This window comes from Enterobacter sp. WCHEn045836 (assembly GCF_003965585.1).
Taxonomy (GTDB): domain Bacteria; phylum Pseudomonadota; class Gammaproteobacteria; order Enterobacterales; family Enterobacteriaceae; genus Enterobacter; species Enterobacter dissolvens.
Map to the genome: position 1 here is coordinate 188,350 of NZ_RXPT01000005.1, position 17,433 is coordinate 205,782.

Consider the following 17,433-nt stretch of genomic DNA (forward strand, 5'->3'; position numbering starts at 1 on the left):
TTAATTGAACACAATAAATGCGCTGAATGAGTCTAGATTTAATCATAAGAAATATTTGGGTGTTACACCCTTTTTCAACCCGAGAATTGGGTTTTTTGGCTAACAGGCCGTCTTTTGCCGCGGAGCGGCACTTCATTTGCTTCCAGGGTGGAAACAGGGATATTCAGGAGAGAACGTGACAAAAATCCGCCAGTTATGTTTGGTCAGTGTGTTGCTGACAAGCGGGGTTGCCAGCGCGGCGAATGTCCGTTTGCAGGTTGAGGGGTTATCCGGGGCGCTGGAAAAAAACGTGCGCGCACAGCTGTCGACGATTGAAAGTGACGAAGTGACGCCAGACCGGCGTTTTCGCGCGCGCGTGGATGATGCTATCCGCGAAGGGCTAAAAGCGCTGGGATATTACGAACCTACCATCGATTTCGATCTCCGCCCGCCGCCAAAGAAGGGGCGGCAGGTGCTTATTGCCCGCGTTTCACCGGGGGAGCCGGTGTTGATTGGTGGCACCAATGTGGTGTTACGCGGCGGCGCGCGTACCGATCGCGATTACCTGGATCTGCTCAGCACGCGACCTAAAATCGGTACCGTACTGAATCACGGTGATTACGACAGTTTCAAAAAATCGCTAACCAGCGTCTCCTTACGTAAGGGCTACTTCGACAGCCAGTTCAATAAAAGCCAGCTGGGCATTGCGCTGGACCGACGCCAGGCCTTCTGGGATATCGACTACGACAGCGGCGAACGCTACCGCTTTGGCGATGTGACGTTCGAAGGCTCGCAAATTCGTGAAGAGTATCTGCAAAACCTCGTGCCGTTCAAAAAGGGTGACTACTACCAGTCGCGCGATCTGGCCGAGCTGAACCGCCGCCTGTCGGCAACCGGGTGGTTTAATTCGGTGGTTGTCGCACCAGAGTTTGAAAAATCACGCAAAACCAAGGTATTACCACTGCACGGCGTGGTTTCACCCCGCACCGAAAACACCATTGAGACCGGGGCTGGCTATTCGACGGACGTGGGGCCGCGCGTGAGGGCGACCTGGAAAAAGCCGTGGATGAACTCGTACGGCCATAGCCTGACCACCAGCGCCAGTATCTCTTCGCCGGAACAGCAGCTCGACTTCAGCTACAAAATACCGCTGCTGAAAAACCCGCTTGAGCAGTACTACCTGGTTCAGGGGGGCTTTAAGCGTACCGATCTGAACGATACTGAGTCTGATTCCACCACGCTTGCTGTATCCCGCTTCTGGGATCTCTCCAGCGGCTGGCAGCGCGCCATTAACCTGCGCTGGAGTCTTGACCACTTTACCCAGGCCAACGTCACCAACACCACCATGCTGCTCTATCCGGGGGTGATGATCAGCCGTACCCGCTCACGCGGTGGCCTGATGCCGACCTGGGGGGATTCCCAGCGTTACTCTATCGATTACTCCAACACCATGTGGGGTTCCGATGTGGATTTCTCGGTGATTCAGGCGCAAAACGTCTGGATCCGCACGCTGTATGACAAACACCGCTTTGTGATGCGCGGCAACCTCGGCTGGATTGAAACCGGCGACTTCGACAAAGTCCCGCCTGACCTGCGCTTCTTCGCCGGGGGCGACCGCAGTATCCGCGGCTATAAATACAAATCCATCGCGCCTAAAGATGATGACGGTAAGCTGATCGGGGCCTCCAAGCTGGCGACCGGCTCGCTGGAGTACCAGTACAACGTCAGCGGAAAATGGTGGGGCGCGATGTTTGTGGACGGCGGCGAAGCGGTAAGCGATATCCGCCGCAGCGATTTCAAAACCGGCGCGGGCGTAGGCGTGCGCTGGCAGTCACCCGTCGGGCCCATCAAGCTCGACTTCGCCGTGCCGGTGGGTGACAAAGAAGAACACGGTTTACAGTTTTACATCGGTCTGGGGCCTGAATTATGAGTTTATGGAAGAAGATAAGCCTCGGAGTACTGATTTTTATCGTGCTGCTGCTCGGTACGGTGGCGTTTCTGGTGGGAACGACAACCGGCCTGCATCTGCTGTTTAACGCGGCGAACCGCTGGGTACCCGGGCTGGAAATCGGCCAGGTCACGGGCGGCTGGCGCGATCTACATCTGAAGAATATTCGCTACGAGCAGCCTGGCGTTGCGGTCAACGCGGGCGAGTTTCACCTTGCCGTCAGGCTGGGTTGCCTGCGGGACAGTAAGCTCTGCGTCAACGATCTGTCGCTAAAAGATGTGAACGTGGCGATTGATTCGAAGAAAATGCCGAAATCAGCGCCGGTTGAAGAAGAGGACAGCGGCCCGCTGAATCTCTCTACACCGTACCCCATCGCCCTTTATCGGGTGGCGCTGGACAACGTGAATATCAAAATCGACGACACCACCGTGTCGGTGATGGATTTCACCTCCGGCCTGCGCTGGCAGGAGAAAAACCTCACCCTGACGCCAACCTCCTTGCAGGGATTGCTGATCGCGCTGCCGAAGGTAGCGGACGTGGCGCAGGAAGAGATTGTCGAGCCGAAGATCCAGAACCCACAGCCGGAAGAGAAACCGCTGGGTGAAACGCTGAAAGATCTGTTCTCGAAGCCCGTCCTGCCGGAGATGACGGACGTGCATCTGCCGCTGAACCTGAATATCGAAGCGTTCAAGGGCGAGCAGCTGCGTCTGACCGGTGACACCGATCTCACGGTCTATAACATGTTGCTGAAGGTCAGCAGCATCGACGGCAACATGAAGCTCGATGCGCTGGATATCGACACCAACCAGGGCTCTGTCAATGCCTCGGGTCATGCCCTGCTGCGTGACAACTGGCCGGTGGATATTACCCTGAACAGCGCGCTCAACATCGACCCGCTGAAAGGCGAAAAGGTGAAGGTTAAGGTGGGCGGCGCGCTACGCGACAAGCTGGATGTCGGGGTGAATCTCTCCGGCCCGGTGGACATGGTCCTGCGGGCGCAAACCCAGCTGGCGGAAGCCGGATTGCCGCTTAATCTTGAGGTGGTCAGCAAGCAGCTGTACTGGCCGTTCACCGGCGAAAAACAGTTCCAGGCCGATGACCTGAAGCTGAAGCTGAGCGGCAAGATGACCGATTACACCCTGTCGTTCCGCACCGCCGTGAAGGGGCAAGGTGTGCCGCCAGCCACGATCACGCTGGATGCAAAAGGCAATGAACAGCAGGTTAATCTCGACAAACTGACCGTAGCGGCGCTGGAAGGCAAAACCGAGCTGACCGCGCTGCTCGACTGGCAGCAGGCGATCAGCTGGCGCGGTGAGCTGAAGCTCTCGGGGATTAACACGGCGAAAGAGGTGCCGGACTGGCCGTCAAAACTGGATGGTCTCATCAAAACCCGTGGCAGCCTGTACGGCGGCACGTGGCAGATGGATGTCCCGGAAATTAAGCTCACCGGTAACGTGAAGCAGAACAAGGTTAACGTTGAAGGTTCTCTCAAAGGCAACAGCTACCTGCAGTGGATGATCCCGGGTCTGCACGTGGCGCTGGGGCGCAACACGGCGGATATCAAAGGCGAGCTGGGGGTGAAAGAGCTCAACCTCGACGCCACTATCGATGCGCCGAATCTGGATAACGCCCTGCCGGGCCTTGGTGGTACGGCGAAGGGGCTGCTTAAGGTGCGCGGCACGGTGGATGCGCCGCAGCTGCTGGCGGATATCACCGCCAGTAACCTGCGCTGGCAGGAGCTGTCCGTCGCCCGGGTTCGCGTTGACGGGGATGTGAAATCCACCGACCAGATCGGCGGTAACCTGAACCTGCGCGTGGAGCGCATTTCTCAGCCGGACGTGAACATTAATCTGGTGACCCTGGATGCCAAAGGCAACGAGAAGCAGCACGACCTCCAGCTGCGCGTGCAGGGCGAGCCGGTTTCCGGGCAGCTTCACCTGACGGGGAGCTTCGACCGCAAAGCGGAGCGCTGGAAAGGGACGCTCGACAACACCCGTTTCAATACCCCGGTTGGGCCACTGGTGCTGTCACGCGCGATTGCCCTGGACTACCGCAATGCCGAACAAAAAATCAGTATCGGGCCGCACTGCTGGACTAACCCGAATGCGGAACTGTGTGTGCCGCAAACCATTGACGCCGGGGCAGAAGGGCGTGCGCAGATCACCCTCAATCGTTTTGATCTGGCGATGTTAAAACCGTTCATGCCGGATACCACCCAGGCGAGCGGCGTCTTTAGCGGGAAGGCCGATGTGGCCTGGGATACCACCAAAGAGGGGCTGCCACAGGGCAGCGTGACGCTTTCTGGCCGCAACGTGAAGGTGACACAGGATGTCAACAACGCGCCGCTGCCGGTGGCGTTTGATACCCTGAACCTGAGCGCCGATCTGCACAACAACCGGGCAGAGTTGGGGTGGCTTATCCGCCTGACCAACAACGGTCAGTTTGACGGTAAGGTGCAGATTACCGACCCACAAGGGCGACGTAATCTGGGCGGGAACGTCACTATCCGCAACTTCAACCTGGCGATGGTTAACCCGATTTTCTCGCGCGGTGAAAAAGCGGCGGGGCTGCTCAACGCGAACCTGCGGCTGGCGGGGGACGCGCAAAGCCCGCAGCTGTTCGGCCAGATGCAACTCAACGGCGTGGATATCGACGGTAACTTTATGCCGTTCGATATGCAGCCAAGCCAGATTACGATGAACTTCAACGGGATGAGCTCAACGCTGAACGGTTCGGTGCTGACCCAGCAGGGGCAAATCAACCTCAGCGGCGACGCCGACTGGAGCCAGCTTGATAACTGGCGCGCCCGTATCGCCGCGAAAGGCAGCAAGGTGAGGATCACCGTGCCGCCAATGGTACGCCTGGACGTGTCGCCGGATATCGTCTTTGAAGCGACGCCAAGCCTCTTTACCCTCGACGGTAACGTTGACGTGCCGTGGGCGCGCATCGTGGTCCACGAGGTGCCGGAAAGCGCGGTAGGTGTCTCCAGTGATGAGGTGATGCTCGACAACAACCTCAAGCCGGTTGATCAGAAGAGCGCGGGCATCCCGATTAACAGCAATCTTACCGTGCACGTGGGGAACAACGTTCGTCTGAACGCGTTTGGGCTGAAGGCACGTCTGACGGGCGACCTGAAAGTGGCGCAGGATAAACAGGGGCTTGGCCTGAACGGGCAGATCAATATTCCTGAGGGGCGCTTCCATGCCTATGGTCAGGATCTGATTGTGCGTAAAGGTGAACTGCTGTTCTCCGGTCCACCGGATCAGCCGCTGCTGAATATCGAAGCGATTCGTAACCCGGAAGCGACTGAAAACGACGTGATTGCGGGCGTGCGCGTCACCGGTTCGGCCGACGAGCCGAAGGCGGAGATCTTCTCCGACCCGGCGATGTCACAGCAGGAAGCGCTCTCTTATCTGCTGCGTGGCCAGGGCCTGGATAGCGGCCAAAGCGACAGTGCAGCGATGACCTCGATGTTAGTGGGCCTGGGGGTTGCACAAAGTGGCCAGGTTGTGGGTAAAATCGGTGAGACGTTTGGCGTAAGTAATCTGGCGCTGGACACCCAGGGCGTGGGTGACTCCTCGCAGGTAGTGGTCAGCGGTTATGTACTGCCGGGTCTGCAGGTAAAATATGGCGTGGGGATCTTTGACTCGCTGGCAACTCTCACGTTACGCTATCGCCTGATGCCTAAGCTATATCTGGAAGCAGTGTCCGGCGTAGACCAGGCACTTGATCTGCTCTATCAGTTTGAGTTTTAGCAATGCGAATATTTGTCTACGGCAGTTTACGAACCAAGCAAGGCAACAGTCACTGGATGACCAATGCCCTGCTGCTGGGGAATTACAATATCGAGAACTACCAGTTGTACAGCCTGGGCCACTATCCAGGCGCGGTTCCCGGCGAAGGAACAGTACAGGGTGAAGTTTATCGTATTGATAACGCGACACTTGCCGAACTTGATGCCTTGCGCACCAGGGGCGGTGAATACGCGCGCCAGTTGATCCAGACGCCGTACGGAAGTGCGTGGATGTACGTCTACCAGCGTCCGGTCGAAGGGTTAACGCGGATTGTAAGCGGTAACTGGTTAGACAGAGACCAGTACTGAGAAAAACAACGCCACCGAAAGGTGGCGTTGTTTTTTTGTTCCTTCAACTCTCTGCTGTATCCCGGCGACGGGTTAAAAACAGAGGAACAAACAGCATGATGTACGGGGCAATAAGCCATAACAGGCACAAGGCGCGTGAACGGCCATAGTAGTTTATGCACCGCGTATTGCTTGAAATGACGGGCAGGAAAAACAGTAAAAACAGCAGAATCGCATAATCACTTCGATAAGGAATCCATAAGTACCCCAAAAACCAGGCAAGCTGGAATGCCAGGATGCAGAGATACTGCCATTTACTGTCTTCGCCGTAACAGTCAAACGCCTTTATGTAGCCCATCTTTATGCTTTGAAGAAAGAAACTTAGCATGTATAACGCTCACGATCGCGACGGTCAGAAGTGCTTTTGTTTTTCAATGGCAAAAAAAAGCCCCGACCAGCGGGGCTTTATCGATTTGCAGTGAGAATTACTTCTTAGCAGCGCGTTCGAAAGAGGCGATGATTTCAGCTTTCGCCGCTTCTGCGTTGTCCCAGCCGTCAACTTTAACCCACTTGCCTTTTTCGAGGTCTTTGTAGTGCTCGAAGAAGTGAGTGATCTGCGCTTTCAGCAGTTCTGGCAGGTCGTTCACATCTTTGATGTGATCGTACTCTTTGCTCAGCTTGGTGTGCGGTACCGCAACCAGTTTCGCATCTTCGCCGGATTCGTCGGTCATTTTCAGCACGCCAACTGGACGGCAGCGAATGACTGCGCCTGGCTGCAGTGGGTATGGCGTTGGAACCAGCACGTCAACCGGGTCACCGTCCAGAGACAGGGTGTGGTTGATGTAACCGTAGTTGCATGGGTAGAACATCGCGGTAGACATGAAACGGTCTACAAACAGCGCACCGCTCTCTTTGTCCACTTCGTATTTGATAGGATCTGCGTTAGCCGGGATTTCGATAACAACGTAGATGTCTTCTGGCAGTTCTTTACCCGCAGGGACGTTGAGTAAGCTCATGTCTGTGTCCTTTAAAATGGATGGTAAACAAGTGGCAGGTATTATAGCCAACTGGCGCTGAATGTCTCCGCCTGTTTTCGTCTTCTCTCCGCGTTCGTCTCACTTTTCAGACCGATTCCATGACAGAAAAATCCATAAACTCAGCCGCATTTTTCATGGAGAAATGAAAGCGATTACAAACTTGTGATTAACGTTTTATTCACTTTTCTGAAGTGTGATGTAACGCAATTCGTTACATATTTCATTGGCTATAGTCATTTCGCAGAACATCTTTTAACCAACAATAACTCACCCTACGAGGACGTTCATATGTGGAAGCGCTTACTTCTTGTCACAGCAGTTTCGGCAGCCATGTCGTCTATGGCGATGGCCGCACCTTTAACCGTAGGATTTTCGCAGGTCGGCTCTGAATCAGGCTGGCGTGCGGCAGAAACCAACGTTGCGAAAAGCGAGGCCCAGAAACGCGGCATTACGCTGAAGATCGCCGATGGTCAGCAAAAACAGGAAAACCAGATTAAAGCCGTGCGTTCGTTTATTGCGCAGGGTGTGGATGCCATCTTTATTGCGCCCGTTGTGGCGACCGGCTGGGAGCCTGTCCTGAAGGAAGCGAAAGACGCTGAGATCCCGGTCTTCCTGCTCGATCGTTCCATCGATGTAAAAGACAAATCTCTCTATATGACCACCGTAACCGCCAACAACGTTCTTGAAGGGCAATTAATTGGTGACTGGCTGGTAAAACAGGTGGATGGCAAGCCGTGTAACGTCGTTGAGCTGCAGGGGACGGTCGGCGCGAGCGTGGCCATCGACCGTAAGAAGGGGTTTGCTGAGGCCATCGCCAAAGCGCCAAACATTAAAATTATCCGTTCTCAGTCCGGCGACTTTACCCGCAGTAAAGGTAAAGAGGTCATGGAGAGCTTTATCAAGGCTGAAAACAACGGCAAGAACATCTGCATGGTTTACGCCCACAACGATGACATGGTGATCGGGGCGATTCAGGCGATTAAAGAAGCGGGCCTGAAACCGGGCAAAGATATCCTCACCGGCTCTATCGACGGCGTGCCAGACATCTACAAAGCGATGATCGACGGCGAAGCCAACGCCAGCGTGGAGCTCACGCCAAACATGGCCGGTCCGGCATTCGATGCGCTGGAGAAATTCAAGAAGGACGGCACGCTGCCTGAGAAGGTGACGGTCACCAAATCCACCCTCTACCTGCCGGATACCGCCAAAGAAGAGTTAGAGAAGAAGAAAAATATGGGCTACTAAGCCTCTCGCCCCTCACCCCAGCCCTCTCCCTGAAGGGAGAGGGAGAAAGGCAGGGCGGAGCTGGAAATTAACAATTGGCACGATCAATCCCCTCTCCCCTCCGGGGAGAGGGTCAGGGTGAGGGGGAACCATGACCACTGAACAACACCAGGAAATCCTCCGCACAGAGGGCTTGAGTAAATTCTTTCCCGGCGTAAAAGCGCTGGATAACGTTGATTTTAGCCTGCGACGCGGCGAGATCATGGCGTTGCTGGGCGAGAACGGTGCGGGGAAATCGACGCTGATTAAAGCCCTGACCGGGGTTTATCACGCCGATCGCGGCACCATCTGGCTGGAAGGTAATGCCATATCACCCAAGAATACCGCCCATGCGCAACAGCTGGGGATCGGGACGGTGTACCAGGAAGTGAACCTGCTGCCGAATATGTCGGTGGCGGATAACCTGTTTATTGGCCGGGAGCCACGACGCTTTGGTCTGCTTCGCCGCAAGGAGATGGAAGCGCGGGCGACAAAACTGATGGCGTCTTACGGCTTCTCTCTCGACGTACGCGAGCCGCTGAACCGTTTTTCCGTCGCCATGCAGCAGATTGTCGCGATTTGTCGCGCTATCGACCTCTCGGCAAAAGTGCTGATCCTTGATGAGCCCACCGCCAGCCTCGATACCCAGGAAGTGGAGATGCTCTTTACCCTGATGCGTCAGCTGCGCAATCAGGGCGTGAGCCTGATCTTCGTCACTCACTTCCTCGATCAGGTGTATGAGGTGAGCGATCGCATTACGGTGCTGCGCAATGGCAGCTTTGTCGGTTGCCGCGAAACGCGCGAGCTACCGCAGATTGAACTGGTCAAAATGATGCTCGGCCGCGAGCTGGATACCAATGCACTCCAGCGCGCCGGGCGTACGCTGCTGAGTGAGAAACCGGTCGCCGCGTTCAGCGATTTCGGTAAGAAAGGGGTCATCTCACCGTTTAACCTGGAGGTGCGCCCCGGTGAAATTGTCGGTCTGGCGGGGCTGTTAGGCTCGGGTCGTACCGAAACCGCCGAGGTGATCTTCGGGATCAAGCCAGCAGACAGCGGCACCGCGCTGATCAAAGGTAAACCGCAAGCCCTGCGCTCGCCGCATCAGGCTTCCTGCCTGGGGGTGGGCTTCTGCCCGGAAGACAGAAAAACGGATGGCATTATTGCCGCCGCCTCGGTGCGGGAAAATATCATTCTGGCCCTGCAGGCACAGCGTGGCTGGCTGCGTCCGATCCCACGGAAAGAGCAAAACGCCATTGCCGAGCGCTTTATCCGCCAGCTCGGTATCCGTACCCCGAGCGCGGAACAGCCAATAGAGTTTCTCTCCGGTGGCAACCAGCAGAAGGTGCTGCTTTCCCGCTGGCTGCTGACCAAACCTCAGTTCCTGATCCTCGATGAACCGACCCGTGGCATTGACGTGGGGGCGCACGCCGAAATTATCCGCCTTATCGAAACCCTGTGCGCGGACGGGCTGGCGCTGCTGGTCATCTCGTCTGAACTTGAGGAGCTGGTGGGCTATGCCGATCGCGTCATCATCATGCGCGATCGCAAGCAGGTGGCAGAGATCCCGCTGGATAAACTGTCCGTTCCGGCAATCATGAATGCCATCGCGGCGTAAGGAGTGAATCGTGATGTCTCGTTCGCTTTCGCAAACTGGCGAAACAAAGCGCCGCTTCAACTGGCCAACCGGCACGCCGCAAATCGCCGCGCTGCTGGTGGTGTTGCTGGTCGATAGCCTGGTCGCACCGCATTTCTTCCAGATAATCGTGCAGGATGGCCGTCTGTTCGGCAGTCCGATAGACATTCTAAACCGTGCTGCGCCCGTGGCGCTGCTGGCCATTGGCATGACGCTGGTGATCGCCACCGGCGGGATCGACCTTTCTGTTGGCGCGGTGATGGCCATTGCCGGGGCGACGGCGGCCTCGATGACCGTCGCCGGGCACAGCCTGCCGGTGGTATTGCTGGCGGCGTTAGGCACCGGCGTGCTGGCCGGGCTGTGGAACGGCATTCTGGTGGCGGTGCTGAAAATTCAGCCCTTTGTTGCCACCCTGATCCTGATGGTGGCCGGGCGCGGTGTGGCGCAGCTTATCACCTCGGGGCAGATTGTGACTTTTAACTCGCCGAACCTGGCGTGGCTCGGGAGCGGTAAGCTGCTCTTCTTCCCCACGCCGGTCATCATTGCGCTGGTGACGCTGGTGGTGTTCTGGCTCTTCACCCGCAAAACGGCGCTCGGCATGTTCATTGAAGCGGTGGGGATTAATATTCGCGCCGCGCGCAACGCAGGCGTCAACACCCGGCTGATGGTGATGCTGACCTACGTGCTGAGCGGCGTGTGCGCCGCCATTGCCGGGGTGATCGTCGCGGCAGATATTCGTGGGGCCGATGCCAACAACGCCGGGCTGTGGCTGGAGCTGGATGCGATCCTGGCGGTGGTGATTGGCGGCGGGTCGCTGATGGGCGGGCGTTTTAACCTGCTGCTCTCGGTGATTGGCGCGCTGATCATTCAGGGGATGAACACCGGGATCCTGCTTTCCGGGTTCCAGCCGGAGCTCAACCAGGTGGTGAAAGCGGTGGTCGTGCTCTGCGTGCTGATCGTTCAGTCACCGCGCTTTGTCAGCATCATTAAGGGGATCCGTGGCCATGATAAAACGTAATTTACCGTTAATGATCACGCTGGGCGTGTTTGTGCTGGGTTATCTCTACTGCCTGACCCAGTTCCCGGGGTTCGCCTCGACGCGTGTAATTTGCAACATTCTGACGGATAACGCCTTTTTAGGCATCATCGCGGTCGGTATGACCTTTGTGATCCTCTCCGGGGGGATTGATCTCTCTGTCGGGTCGGTGATCGCCTTTACCGGCGTGTTCCTCGCCAAAGCGATCGGTTTCTGGGGCATCTCGCCGCTGGTGGCCTTCCCGCTGGTGCTGGTGATGGGCTGTGCGTTTGGCGCCTTTATGGGGCTTCTGATTGACGCACTCAAGATCCCGGCCTTTATCATTACCCTTGCCGGGATGTTCTTCCTGCGCGGCGTGAGCTACCTGGTATCAGAGGAGTCGATCCCGATCAACCATCCGGTGTACGACACGCTCTCCAGCCTGGCGTGGAAAATCCCCGGCGGTGGCCGCCTGAGCGCGATGGGGCTGCTGATGCTGGGCGTGGTGGTGATTGGGATCTTCCTTGCCCATCGCACCCGGTTTGGTAATCAGGTTTATGCCATTGGCGGCAACGCGACCTCGGCCAACCTGATGGGGATCTCCACCCGCAGCACCACCATTCGCATCTATATGCTCTCCACCGGGCTGGCGACGCTGGCGGGGATTGTCTTCTCCATTTACACCCAGGCGGGTTACGCGCTGGCCGGGGTTGGCGTTGAACTGGATGCGATTGCCTCTGTGGTGATTGGCGGCACGCTGCTCAGCGGCGGGGTGGGGACGGTGCTGGGAACACTGTTTGGCGTGGCAATCCAGGGGCTGATCCAGACCTATATCAACTTTGACGGCACGCTCAGCTCGTGGTGGACGAAAATCGCCATCGGCATTTTACTGTTTATTTTTATTGCCCTGCAGCGCGGTCTGACGGTGCTCTGGGAGAACCGCCAGAGCTCGCCTGTTACCCGCGTGAACACATCAGTAACAGAGCGATAATATGCTGAATTTGCTTAAAGTCTATACACTAAATCATTCAAGTTGCATCAAGGCGGCAAGTCTGCGAATCCCCGGGAGCTTACTCAAGTAAGTGACTGGGGTGAGCTGACGCAGCCAACGCAGAGGCAGCTTGAAGGATGACGTGTATAAACATTTTCCGGTAGCGGCCGATACTTTTTGTTTATGCCCAGAAATATCTCGCTACCGGAAATAACATCATGCTTAAAACGCTATCGATTCGTACCGGCTTGCTCTCTTTACTGGCCGTTATGACCCTTCTGCTGCTGATTGTCAGCGGCATTGGCATTTATGCCCTCACACAGAGTTCTTCGTCACTTCAGCGCATCAACCACCTTCAGGGTGAGCAGATGGTGCAGCTCAATTCTGGCTATACGCTGATCCTTCGTGCGCGCAACGAGGCGGGCCAGGCCGTCAGAATGATGGAAATTGGTCTGCTGGACGATGCCGCGAAATCGGTGAAAAGCATTAATCAGGAGATCGCCCTGGCGCAAAAAACGCTGAAAGGCGTGATCGACGCAGGCGTGGCCGATCCCCAGGGACAGCAGTTGCTGGATAAGGTGGCGGCCAGTCTGGCGGCTTATAACCAGCAGGGGATCAACCCAATGCTGAAAGCGCTGAACGAACAGAGCGCAGAGAGCTATTACGATCTGCTGGAGAGTAAGCTCATTCCGGTGGCAAAGCAGTTTGATAACGATATGCAGGCGTTCCAGATGTGGAGCGACGCGCGCGGGAAAGCGGAAGTCAGCGCCGTGCAGTCGAGCAAAACGCGGGTTCTGATCCTGATCGTTGTCGCGGCGCTGCTGACGGCAGGCATCATTGTGCTGGCCTGGCTGGTGTTGCGCCACATGCTGCTCAAGCCGCTGTCGGCGTCGATTGCGCAGCTGGAAAACGTCGCCGCGGGGGATTTAACCCACACGCTGAATGCCCCGGCGAGCCAGGAGTTTAACCGTCTGAACGCTGCTATCGAAGGGATGCGTCAGTCGCTGATGCACTCGGTGCTGCGGGTCCGCGATGCCAGCTCGCAAATTGATACCGGCAGCCGCGAGCTGACGGCGGGAAACAGGGATCTTGCCGAGCGCACGGAATCCACCGCCACCTCGCTGGAGCAGACCGCCGCCAGCATGGAACAGATCACCGCCACGGTGAAACTCAACGCGGATAACGCCGAGCAGGCGCACCAGCTGGCGAAATCTGTCTCGGATACTGCCGATCACGGCAGCGAAATGGTCTGCTACGTGATTGAGAAAATGCGTGATATCTCCGGCAGCTCGGCGCGCATTGCTGACATACTGAGCGTTATTGACGGTATTGCCTTCCAGACCAATATTCTGGCGCTGAACGCCTCCGTGGAAGCGGCGCGTGCGGGCGAGCAGGGGCGCGGTTTTGCCGTCGTTGCGGGCGAGGTGCGCAATCTTGCCAGCCGCAGCGCTGATGCGGCAAAAGAGATCCGCTCGCTTATCAGCGACTCGCAGACTCACGTCAATGAGGGCAGTGAGCTGGCGCAGCAGGCAGGCGAAACGATGGATGAGATCGCCACCGAAGTGCTGCGCATGACCAAACTGATGCGCGAAATTGCTACCGCGTCTCAGGAACAGAGCCGTGGCATTGAACAGGTGAATATTGCGGTGAATCAGATGGATGAAACCGCGCAGCAGAATGCGGCGCTGGTGCAGCAATCCTCTGCCGCGACGCGCTCGCTGGAGGAGCAGTCGCGCCAGCTGATGGAAGCCATGTCATCATTCAAACTGACGACGCAGACTGCCGCATAATATTTCCCGGCCCTGGTGCACTCTGCGCCAGGGTATTATTCTCCGGCGAATTAATTGCGCTAATATTTTCGTGAATATTCCCAAGTAATATTTCCAGCGAGCGGGTTAAGGTTAACGCTTTTTCAGTCGGTTCAAGATATAACCCTTTGCGGAAAAATAGCGGCTCAGCAAAAAGCTGGCTAAAGCGCTTTAACGCCAGGCTCACGGCCGGGCGCGACATCTCCAGACGGACAGAGGCCTTCGCCATGCTGCCGCAGCGGACCACTTCAATAAAGACAGGAATAAGATTTAAATCAATGCCGGTATTGGCACGGGAATAGTTTTTCATCACGATTACGCTCCAGGAAATATCCGTCAAACTGTTATGGAAATAATGCAGGAGCGAATCTGAATATTAAAGCGTGTTTTTTATAAACACTTATACGGTAAAATATATAAATGGGTTGGGGAGCCAGACGGGCTCCCCGGGAGAGTGGTATTACGCGTCCGGATACTCACGGATAAAACGTTCAACGTCTTCAACCATATGGTTGTTGCCGACGAAGAAGGAACGACGCTGGTGCAGACTTTCTGGCACGATGTCCAGAATACGCTCTTTACCATCGCTCGCCTTGCCGCCCGCCTGTTCCGCCAGGAACGCCATCGGGTTGCATTCATACAGCAGACGCAGCTTGCCGTCCGGGTGGCTTGCTGTGCTTGGGTAGAGGTAGATGCCGCCTTTCAGCAGGTTGCGGTGGAAGTCAGCGACCAGAGAACCGATATAGCGGGAGGTGTAAGGGCGCTGCGTCGCTTTATCTTCTTCCTGGCAGAATTTGATGTACTTCTTCACGCCAGTCGGGAACTTGATGTAGTTGCCTTCGTTGATGGAGTAGGTGTTGCCCTTCTCCGGGAAGCGCATACGTTCCTGACACAGGCAGAAGACGCCCAGCGACGGATCGTAAGTAAAGGCATGAACGCCACAGCCGGTGGTATAGACCAGCATGGTGGAGGAGCCATACACGACATAACCGGCAGCAACCTGCTGACTGCCAGGCTGCAGGAAATCTTCTTCTGTCACCGGCGTGCCAACAGGCGTGACGCGGCGGTAGATGGAGAAAATGGTACCGACAGAAACGTTAACGTCGATGTTGGAGGAGCCGTCCAGCGGATCCATCAGAACAACGTATTTCGCGTGTTCACACCCTTCGAATACGACAATTTCATCTTCTTCTTCAGAGGCGATACCCGCAACGATGTCGCGCGCGCGCAGTGCAGCTTTCAGTTTTTCATTTGCGAACAGATCGAGTTTCTGTTGAACCTCGCCCTGAACGTTCTCGGCACCGCTGGCACCCAGGATATCGACCAGACCGGCCTTGTTGATATCACGGTGGATGATCTTAGCGCCCAGCTTTATTGCCGACAGTAAAGCAGTGAGTTCACCGGTAGCATGAGAAAACTCGTGCTGCTTTTCGACAATAAATTCACCTAACGTTTTCATAACACTTTCCCTGCATCTTTGTGAGTAGAGCGATTGTATGTTCACTAAAACGACTAATGCCCAACAATCTTAACAAATATTCAAATAGTAGCGCAGTGGTGAATCGCGCCAGCAATATACGGATTTACCTGAAATGCGTTTCACACCCGCTAACATGTGAGTAAAATGTGCGCCACATTGAAGAAGGATAGTGACGTATGCGCATTCATATATTGGGGATTTGTGGCACTTTCATGGGCGGACTGGCAATGCTGGCGCGCTCGCTGGGCCATGAAGTGACAGGTTCGGACGCCAATGTGTATCCGCCGATGAGCACGCTTCTGGAGAAACAGGGCATCTCTCTGATTCAGGGTTATGATGCCAGCCAGCTGGATCCCGCGCCGGATCTGGTGATCATTGGCAACGCCATGACGCGAGGTAATCCGTGCGTTGAGGCGGTACTGGAACGCAATATTCCGTTCATGTCTGGCCCACAGTGGCTGCATGATTTCGTCCTGCGCGACCGTTGGGTTGTCGCCGTGGCCGGTACGCACGGCAAAACCACCACCGCCGGTATGGCGACCTGGATCCTCGAAGCCTGTGGTTACAAGCCGGGCTTTGTGATCGGCGGCGTTCCGGGTAACTTCGACGTGTCTGCGCGTCTGGGGGACAGTCCGTTCTTTGTGATCGAAGCCGATGAGTACGACTGTGCGTTCTTCGACAAGCGCTCCAAGTTTGTACACTACTGCCCGCGCACGCTGATCCTCAACAACCTTGAGTTCGATCATGCGGATATCTTTGACGACCTGAAAGCCATTCAGAAACAGTTCCACCACCTGGTGCGCATCGTTCCGGGCCAGGGCCGTATTATCCTGCCGGAGAACGACATCAATCTTAAGCAGACCATGGCGATGGGCTGCTGGAGCGAGCAGGAACTGGTGGGCGAGCAGGGCCACTGGCAGGCGAAAAAACGCAACGTGGATGCCTCGGAGTGGGAAGTGTGGCTCGACGGCGAGAAAGTGGGTGAGGTGAAGTGGGGCCTGGTTGGCGAACACAACATGCACAACGGCCTGATGGCGATCGCGGCCGCACGCCATGTGGGTGTTCAGCCTGCGGACGCGGCGAATGCACTGGGCTCGTTTATTAATGCCCGTCGCCGTCTGGAGTTGCGCGGTGAAGCCCACGGCGTGACGGTGTATGACGATTTCGCACATCACCCAACCGCTATTCTGGCAACACTTGCAGCGTTACGCGGCAAGGTCGGCGGTACCGCGCGCATTCTGGCGGTGCTGGAGCCACGCTCTAACACCATGAAAATGGGCATCTGCAAAGACGATCTCGCGCCTTCCTTAGGACGTGCTGACGAAGTCTTCCTGCTGCAGCCACAGCATATTCCATGGCAGGTAGCTGAAGTGGCCGATGCCTGCATTCAGCCTGCGCACTGGAGTGCGGATGTTGATGCTCTGGCGGATATGGTGGTGAAAGCCGCTCAGCCGGGTGACCATATTCTGGTGATGAGTAACGGCGGTTTTGGTGGGATCCATCAGAAGCTGCTGGACGGTCTGGCGAAAAAGGCCGAGGCTGCAGAGTAAAAAAAGCCCGGTGGCGCTAGCGCTTACCGGGCCTCCATTCTCTCTTCTCCCTCTCCCCTTTGGGGAGAGGGTCAGGGTGAGGGGAAAGGATTACTCTTCGTTCTCAGACAGCTCACGCAGATACTGGAAAATCAGGCGCGCGGACTTCGGCGGCTTATTCCCTTCTTTCTCTTTCTTCGCGTTACGGATCAAGGAACGCAGCTGCTGGCGGTCGGCATCCGGCCACAGGTTCAGGACTTCCGGTACCGCATCATCACCCTGTTCAATCAGACGATCGCGGATCTGCTCCAGCTTGTGGAACAGCGCAACCTGCTGGTTGTGGCGGTTTTTCAGTTTATCCAGCGCCTGGCGGATCGGATCGACGTCGCGCTGACGCAGCATTTTACCGATAAGCTGAAGCTGGCGACGACGGCCTTCTTTTTTGATTTTCTGTGCCAGTTCAATGGCATCACGCAGATCCTGGTCGAGCGGGATCTTATCCAGCGCGTTTTTACCCAGTTCCACCATTTCTGCGCCAAGCTGTTTTAACTCTTCGGCGTCGCGTTTAATTTCACTTTTACTGACCCAGATGATCTCATCATCTTCGTCTTCGATGTCATCACCGGGAACGTCGTCGAGCCAGTCTTCGGGCTGCTTAGTCATGTCAGG

The 17,433-nt window shown here is 56.2% G+C and carries 13 protein-coding genes; 9 read left to right on the top strand and 4 right to left on the bottom strand.

What is annotated here, in order from left to right; translation table 11 throughout:
• The first annotated feature begins 175 nt into the window (after window positions 1-175).
• The 3 genes from tamA to EKN38_RS08690 are packed head-to-tail and all read left to right on the top strand — an operon-like array spanning window position 176 to window position 6,029.
• Window positions 176-1,909 carry an autotransporter assembly complex protein TamA gene (gene tamA / locus EKN38_RS08680; RefSeq protein WP_046887600.1) on the top strand — a complete coding sequence of 578 codons (1,734 nt, stop codon included), beginning with the start codon at window positions 176-178 and terminating at the stop codon, window positions 1,907-1,909.
• Complete coding sequence (tamB, locus tag EKN38_RS08685) at window positions 1,906-5,682, top strand: autotransporter assembly complex protein TamB (protein ID WP_014830430.1); 3,777 nt, start codon at window positions 1,906-1,908, stop codon at window positions 5,680-5,682. Before tamA ends, tamB begins: the two co-directional genes overlap by 4 nt.
• A gap of 2 nt (window positions 5,683-5,684) precedes the next feature.
• The gene (locus EKN38_RS08690; protein ID WP_014830431.1) at window positions 5,685-6,029 is read left to right on the top strand and encodes a gamma-glutamylcyclotransferase; all 345 of its coding nucleotides are present in this window, start codon (window positions 5,685-5,687) and stop codon (window positions 6,027-6,029) included.
• Between the two features lie 464 nt (window positions 6,030-6,493).
• Here EKN38_RS08690 and ppa read toward each other — a convergent pair whose 3' ends face one another.
• The gene (gene ppa / locus EKN38_RS08700; RefSeq protein WP_008501423.1) at window positions 6,494-7,024 is read right to left on the bottom strand and encodes an inorganic diphosphatase; all 531 of its coding nucleotides are present in this window, start codon (window positions 7,022-7,024) and stop codon (window positions 6,494-6,496) included.
• Between the two features lie 309 nt (window positions 7,025-7,333).
• On the opposite strand from ppa, the gene ytfQ reads away from it, so the two are divergent.
• The 5 genes from ytfQ (at window position 7,334) to EKN38_RS08725 (ending at window position 13,737) form a co-directional block, all read left to right on the top strand.
• Window positions 7,334-8,290 (top strand): galactofuranose ABC transporter substrate-binding protein YtfQ, encoded by a 957-nt coding sequence (gene ytfQ / locus EKN38_RS08705; RefSeq protein WP_014830433.1) that lies wholly within the window; start codon window positions 7,334-7,336, stop codon window positions 8,288-8,290.
• 130 nt (window positions 8,291-8,420) lie between these two features.
• Window positions 8,421-9,923, top strand: a complete 1,503-nt coding sequence (ytfR, locus tag EKN38_RS08710) for a galactofuranose ABC transporter, ATP-binding protein YtfR (protein WP_014830434.1) — start codon at window positions 8,421-8,423, stop codon at window positions 9,921-9,923.
• 10 nt (window positions 9,924-9,933) lie between these two features.
• Window positions 9,934-10,959, top strand: coding sequence for a galactofuranose ABC transporter, ATP-binding protein YtfT (gene ytfT, locus EKN38_RS08715; RefSeq protein ID WP_014830435.1), 1,026 nt, complete (start codon window positions 9,934-9,936; stop codon window positions 10,957-10,959).
• The gene (gene yjfF / locus EKN38_RS08720) at window positions 10,946-11,947 is read left to right on the top strand and encodes a galactofuranose ABC transporter, permease protein YjfF (protein ID WP_014830436.1); all 1,002 of its coding nucleotides are present in this window, start codon (window positions 10,946-10,948) and stop codon (window positions 11,945-11,947) included. The genes ytfT and yjfF overlap by 14 nt, the downstream gene beginning before the upstream one ends.
• A 218-nt stretch (window positions 11,948-12,165) precedes the next feature.
• Window positions 12,166-13,737, top strand: a complete 1,572-nt coding sequence (locus EKN38_RS08725) for a methyl-accepting chemotaxis protein (protein WP_014830437.1) — start codon at window positions 12,166-12,168, stop codon at window positions 13,735-13,737.
• On the opposite strand, the gene EKN38_RS08730 is transcribed toward EKN38_RS08725, so the two are convergent.
• Both EKN38_RS08730 and fbp read right to left on the bottom strand, forming a co-directional pair.
• Window positions 13,709-14,065, bottom strand: a complete 357-nt coding sequence (locus tag EKN38_RS08730) for a LysR family transcriptional regulator (RefSeq protein ID WP_014830438.1) — start codon at window positions 14,063-14,065, stop codon at window positions 13,709-13,711. The two genes, EKN38_RS08725 and EKN38_RS08730, sit on opposite strands and share 29 nt — an antisense overlap.
• A gap of 150 nt (window positions 14,066-14,215) precedes the next feature.
• The gene (gene fbp, locus EKN38_RS08735) at window positions 14,216-15,214 is read right to left on the bottom strand and encodes a class 1 fructose-bisphosphatase (protein WP_013095345.1); all 999 of its coding nucleotides are present in this window, start codon (window positions 15,212-15,214) and stop codon (window positions 14,216-14,218) included.
• A 197-nt stretch (window positions 15,215-15,411) separates the two neighbouring features.
• On the opposite strand from fbp, the gene mpl reads away from it, so the two are divergent.
• Window positions 15,412-16,785: a UDP-N-acetylmuramate:L-alanyl-gamma-D-glutamyl-meso-diaminopimelate ligase gene (gene mpl / locus EKN38_RS08740; RefSeq protein WP_014830439.1), complete on the top strand. Its 1,374-nt coding sequence runs from the start codon at window positions 15,412-15,414 to the stop codon at window positions 16,783-16,785.
• Window positions 16,786-16,875: 90 nt separating this feature from the next.
• Here the strand turns inward: mpl and yjgA are convergent, their stop codons facing one another.
• A complete protein-coding gene (gene yjgA / locus EKN38_RS08745; protein ID WP_008501414.1) occupies window positions 16,876-17,427 on the bottom strand; it encodes a ribosome biogenesis factor YjgA in 552 nt (183 codons plus the stop codon).
• Window positions 17,428-17,433 lie beyond the last annotated feature (6 nt).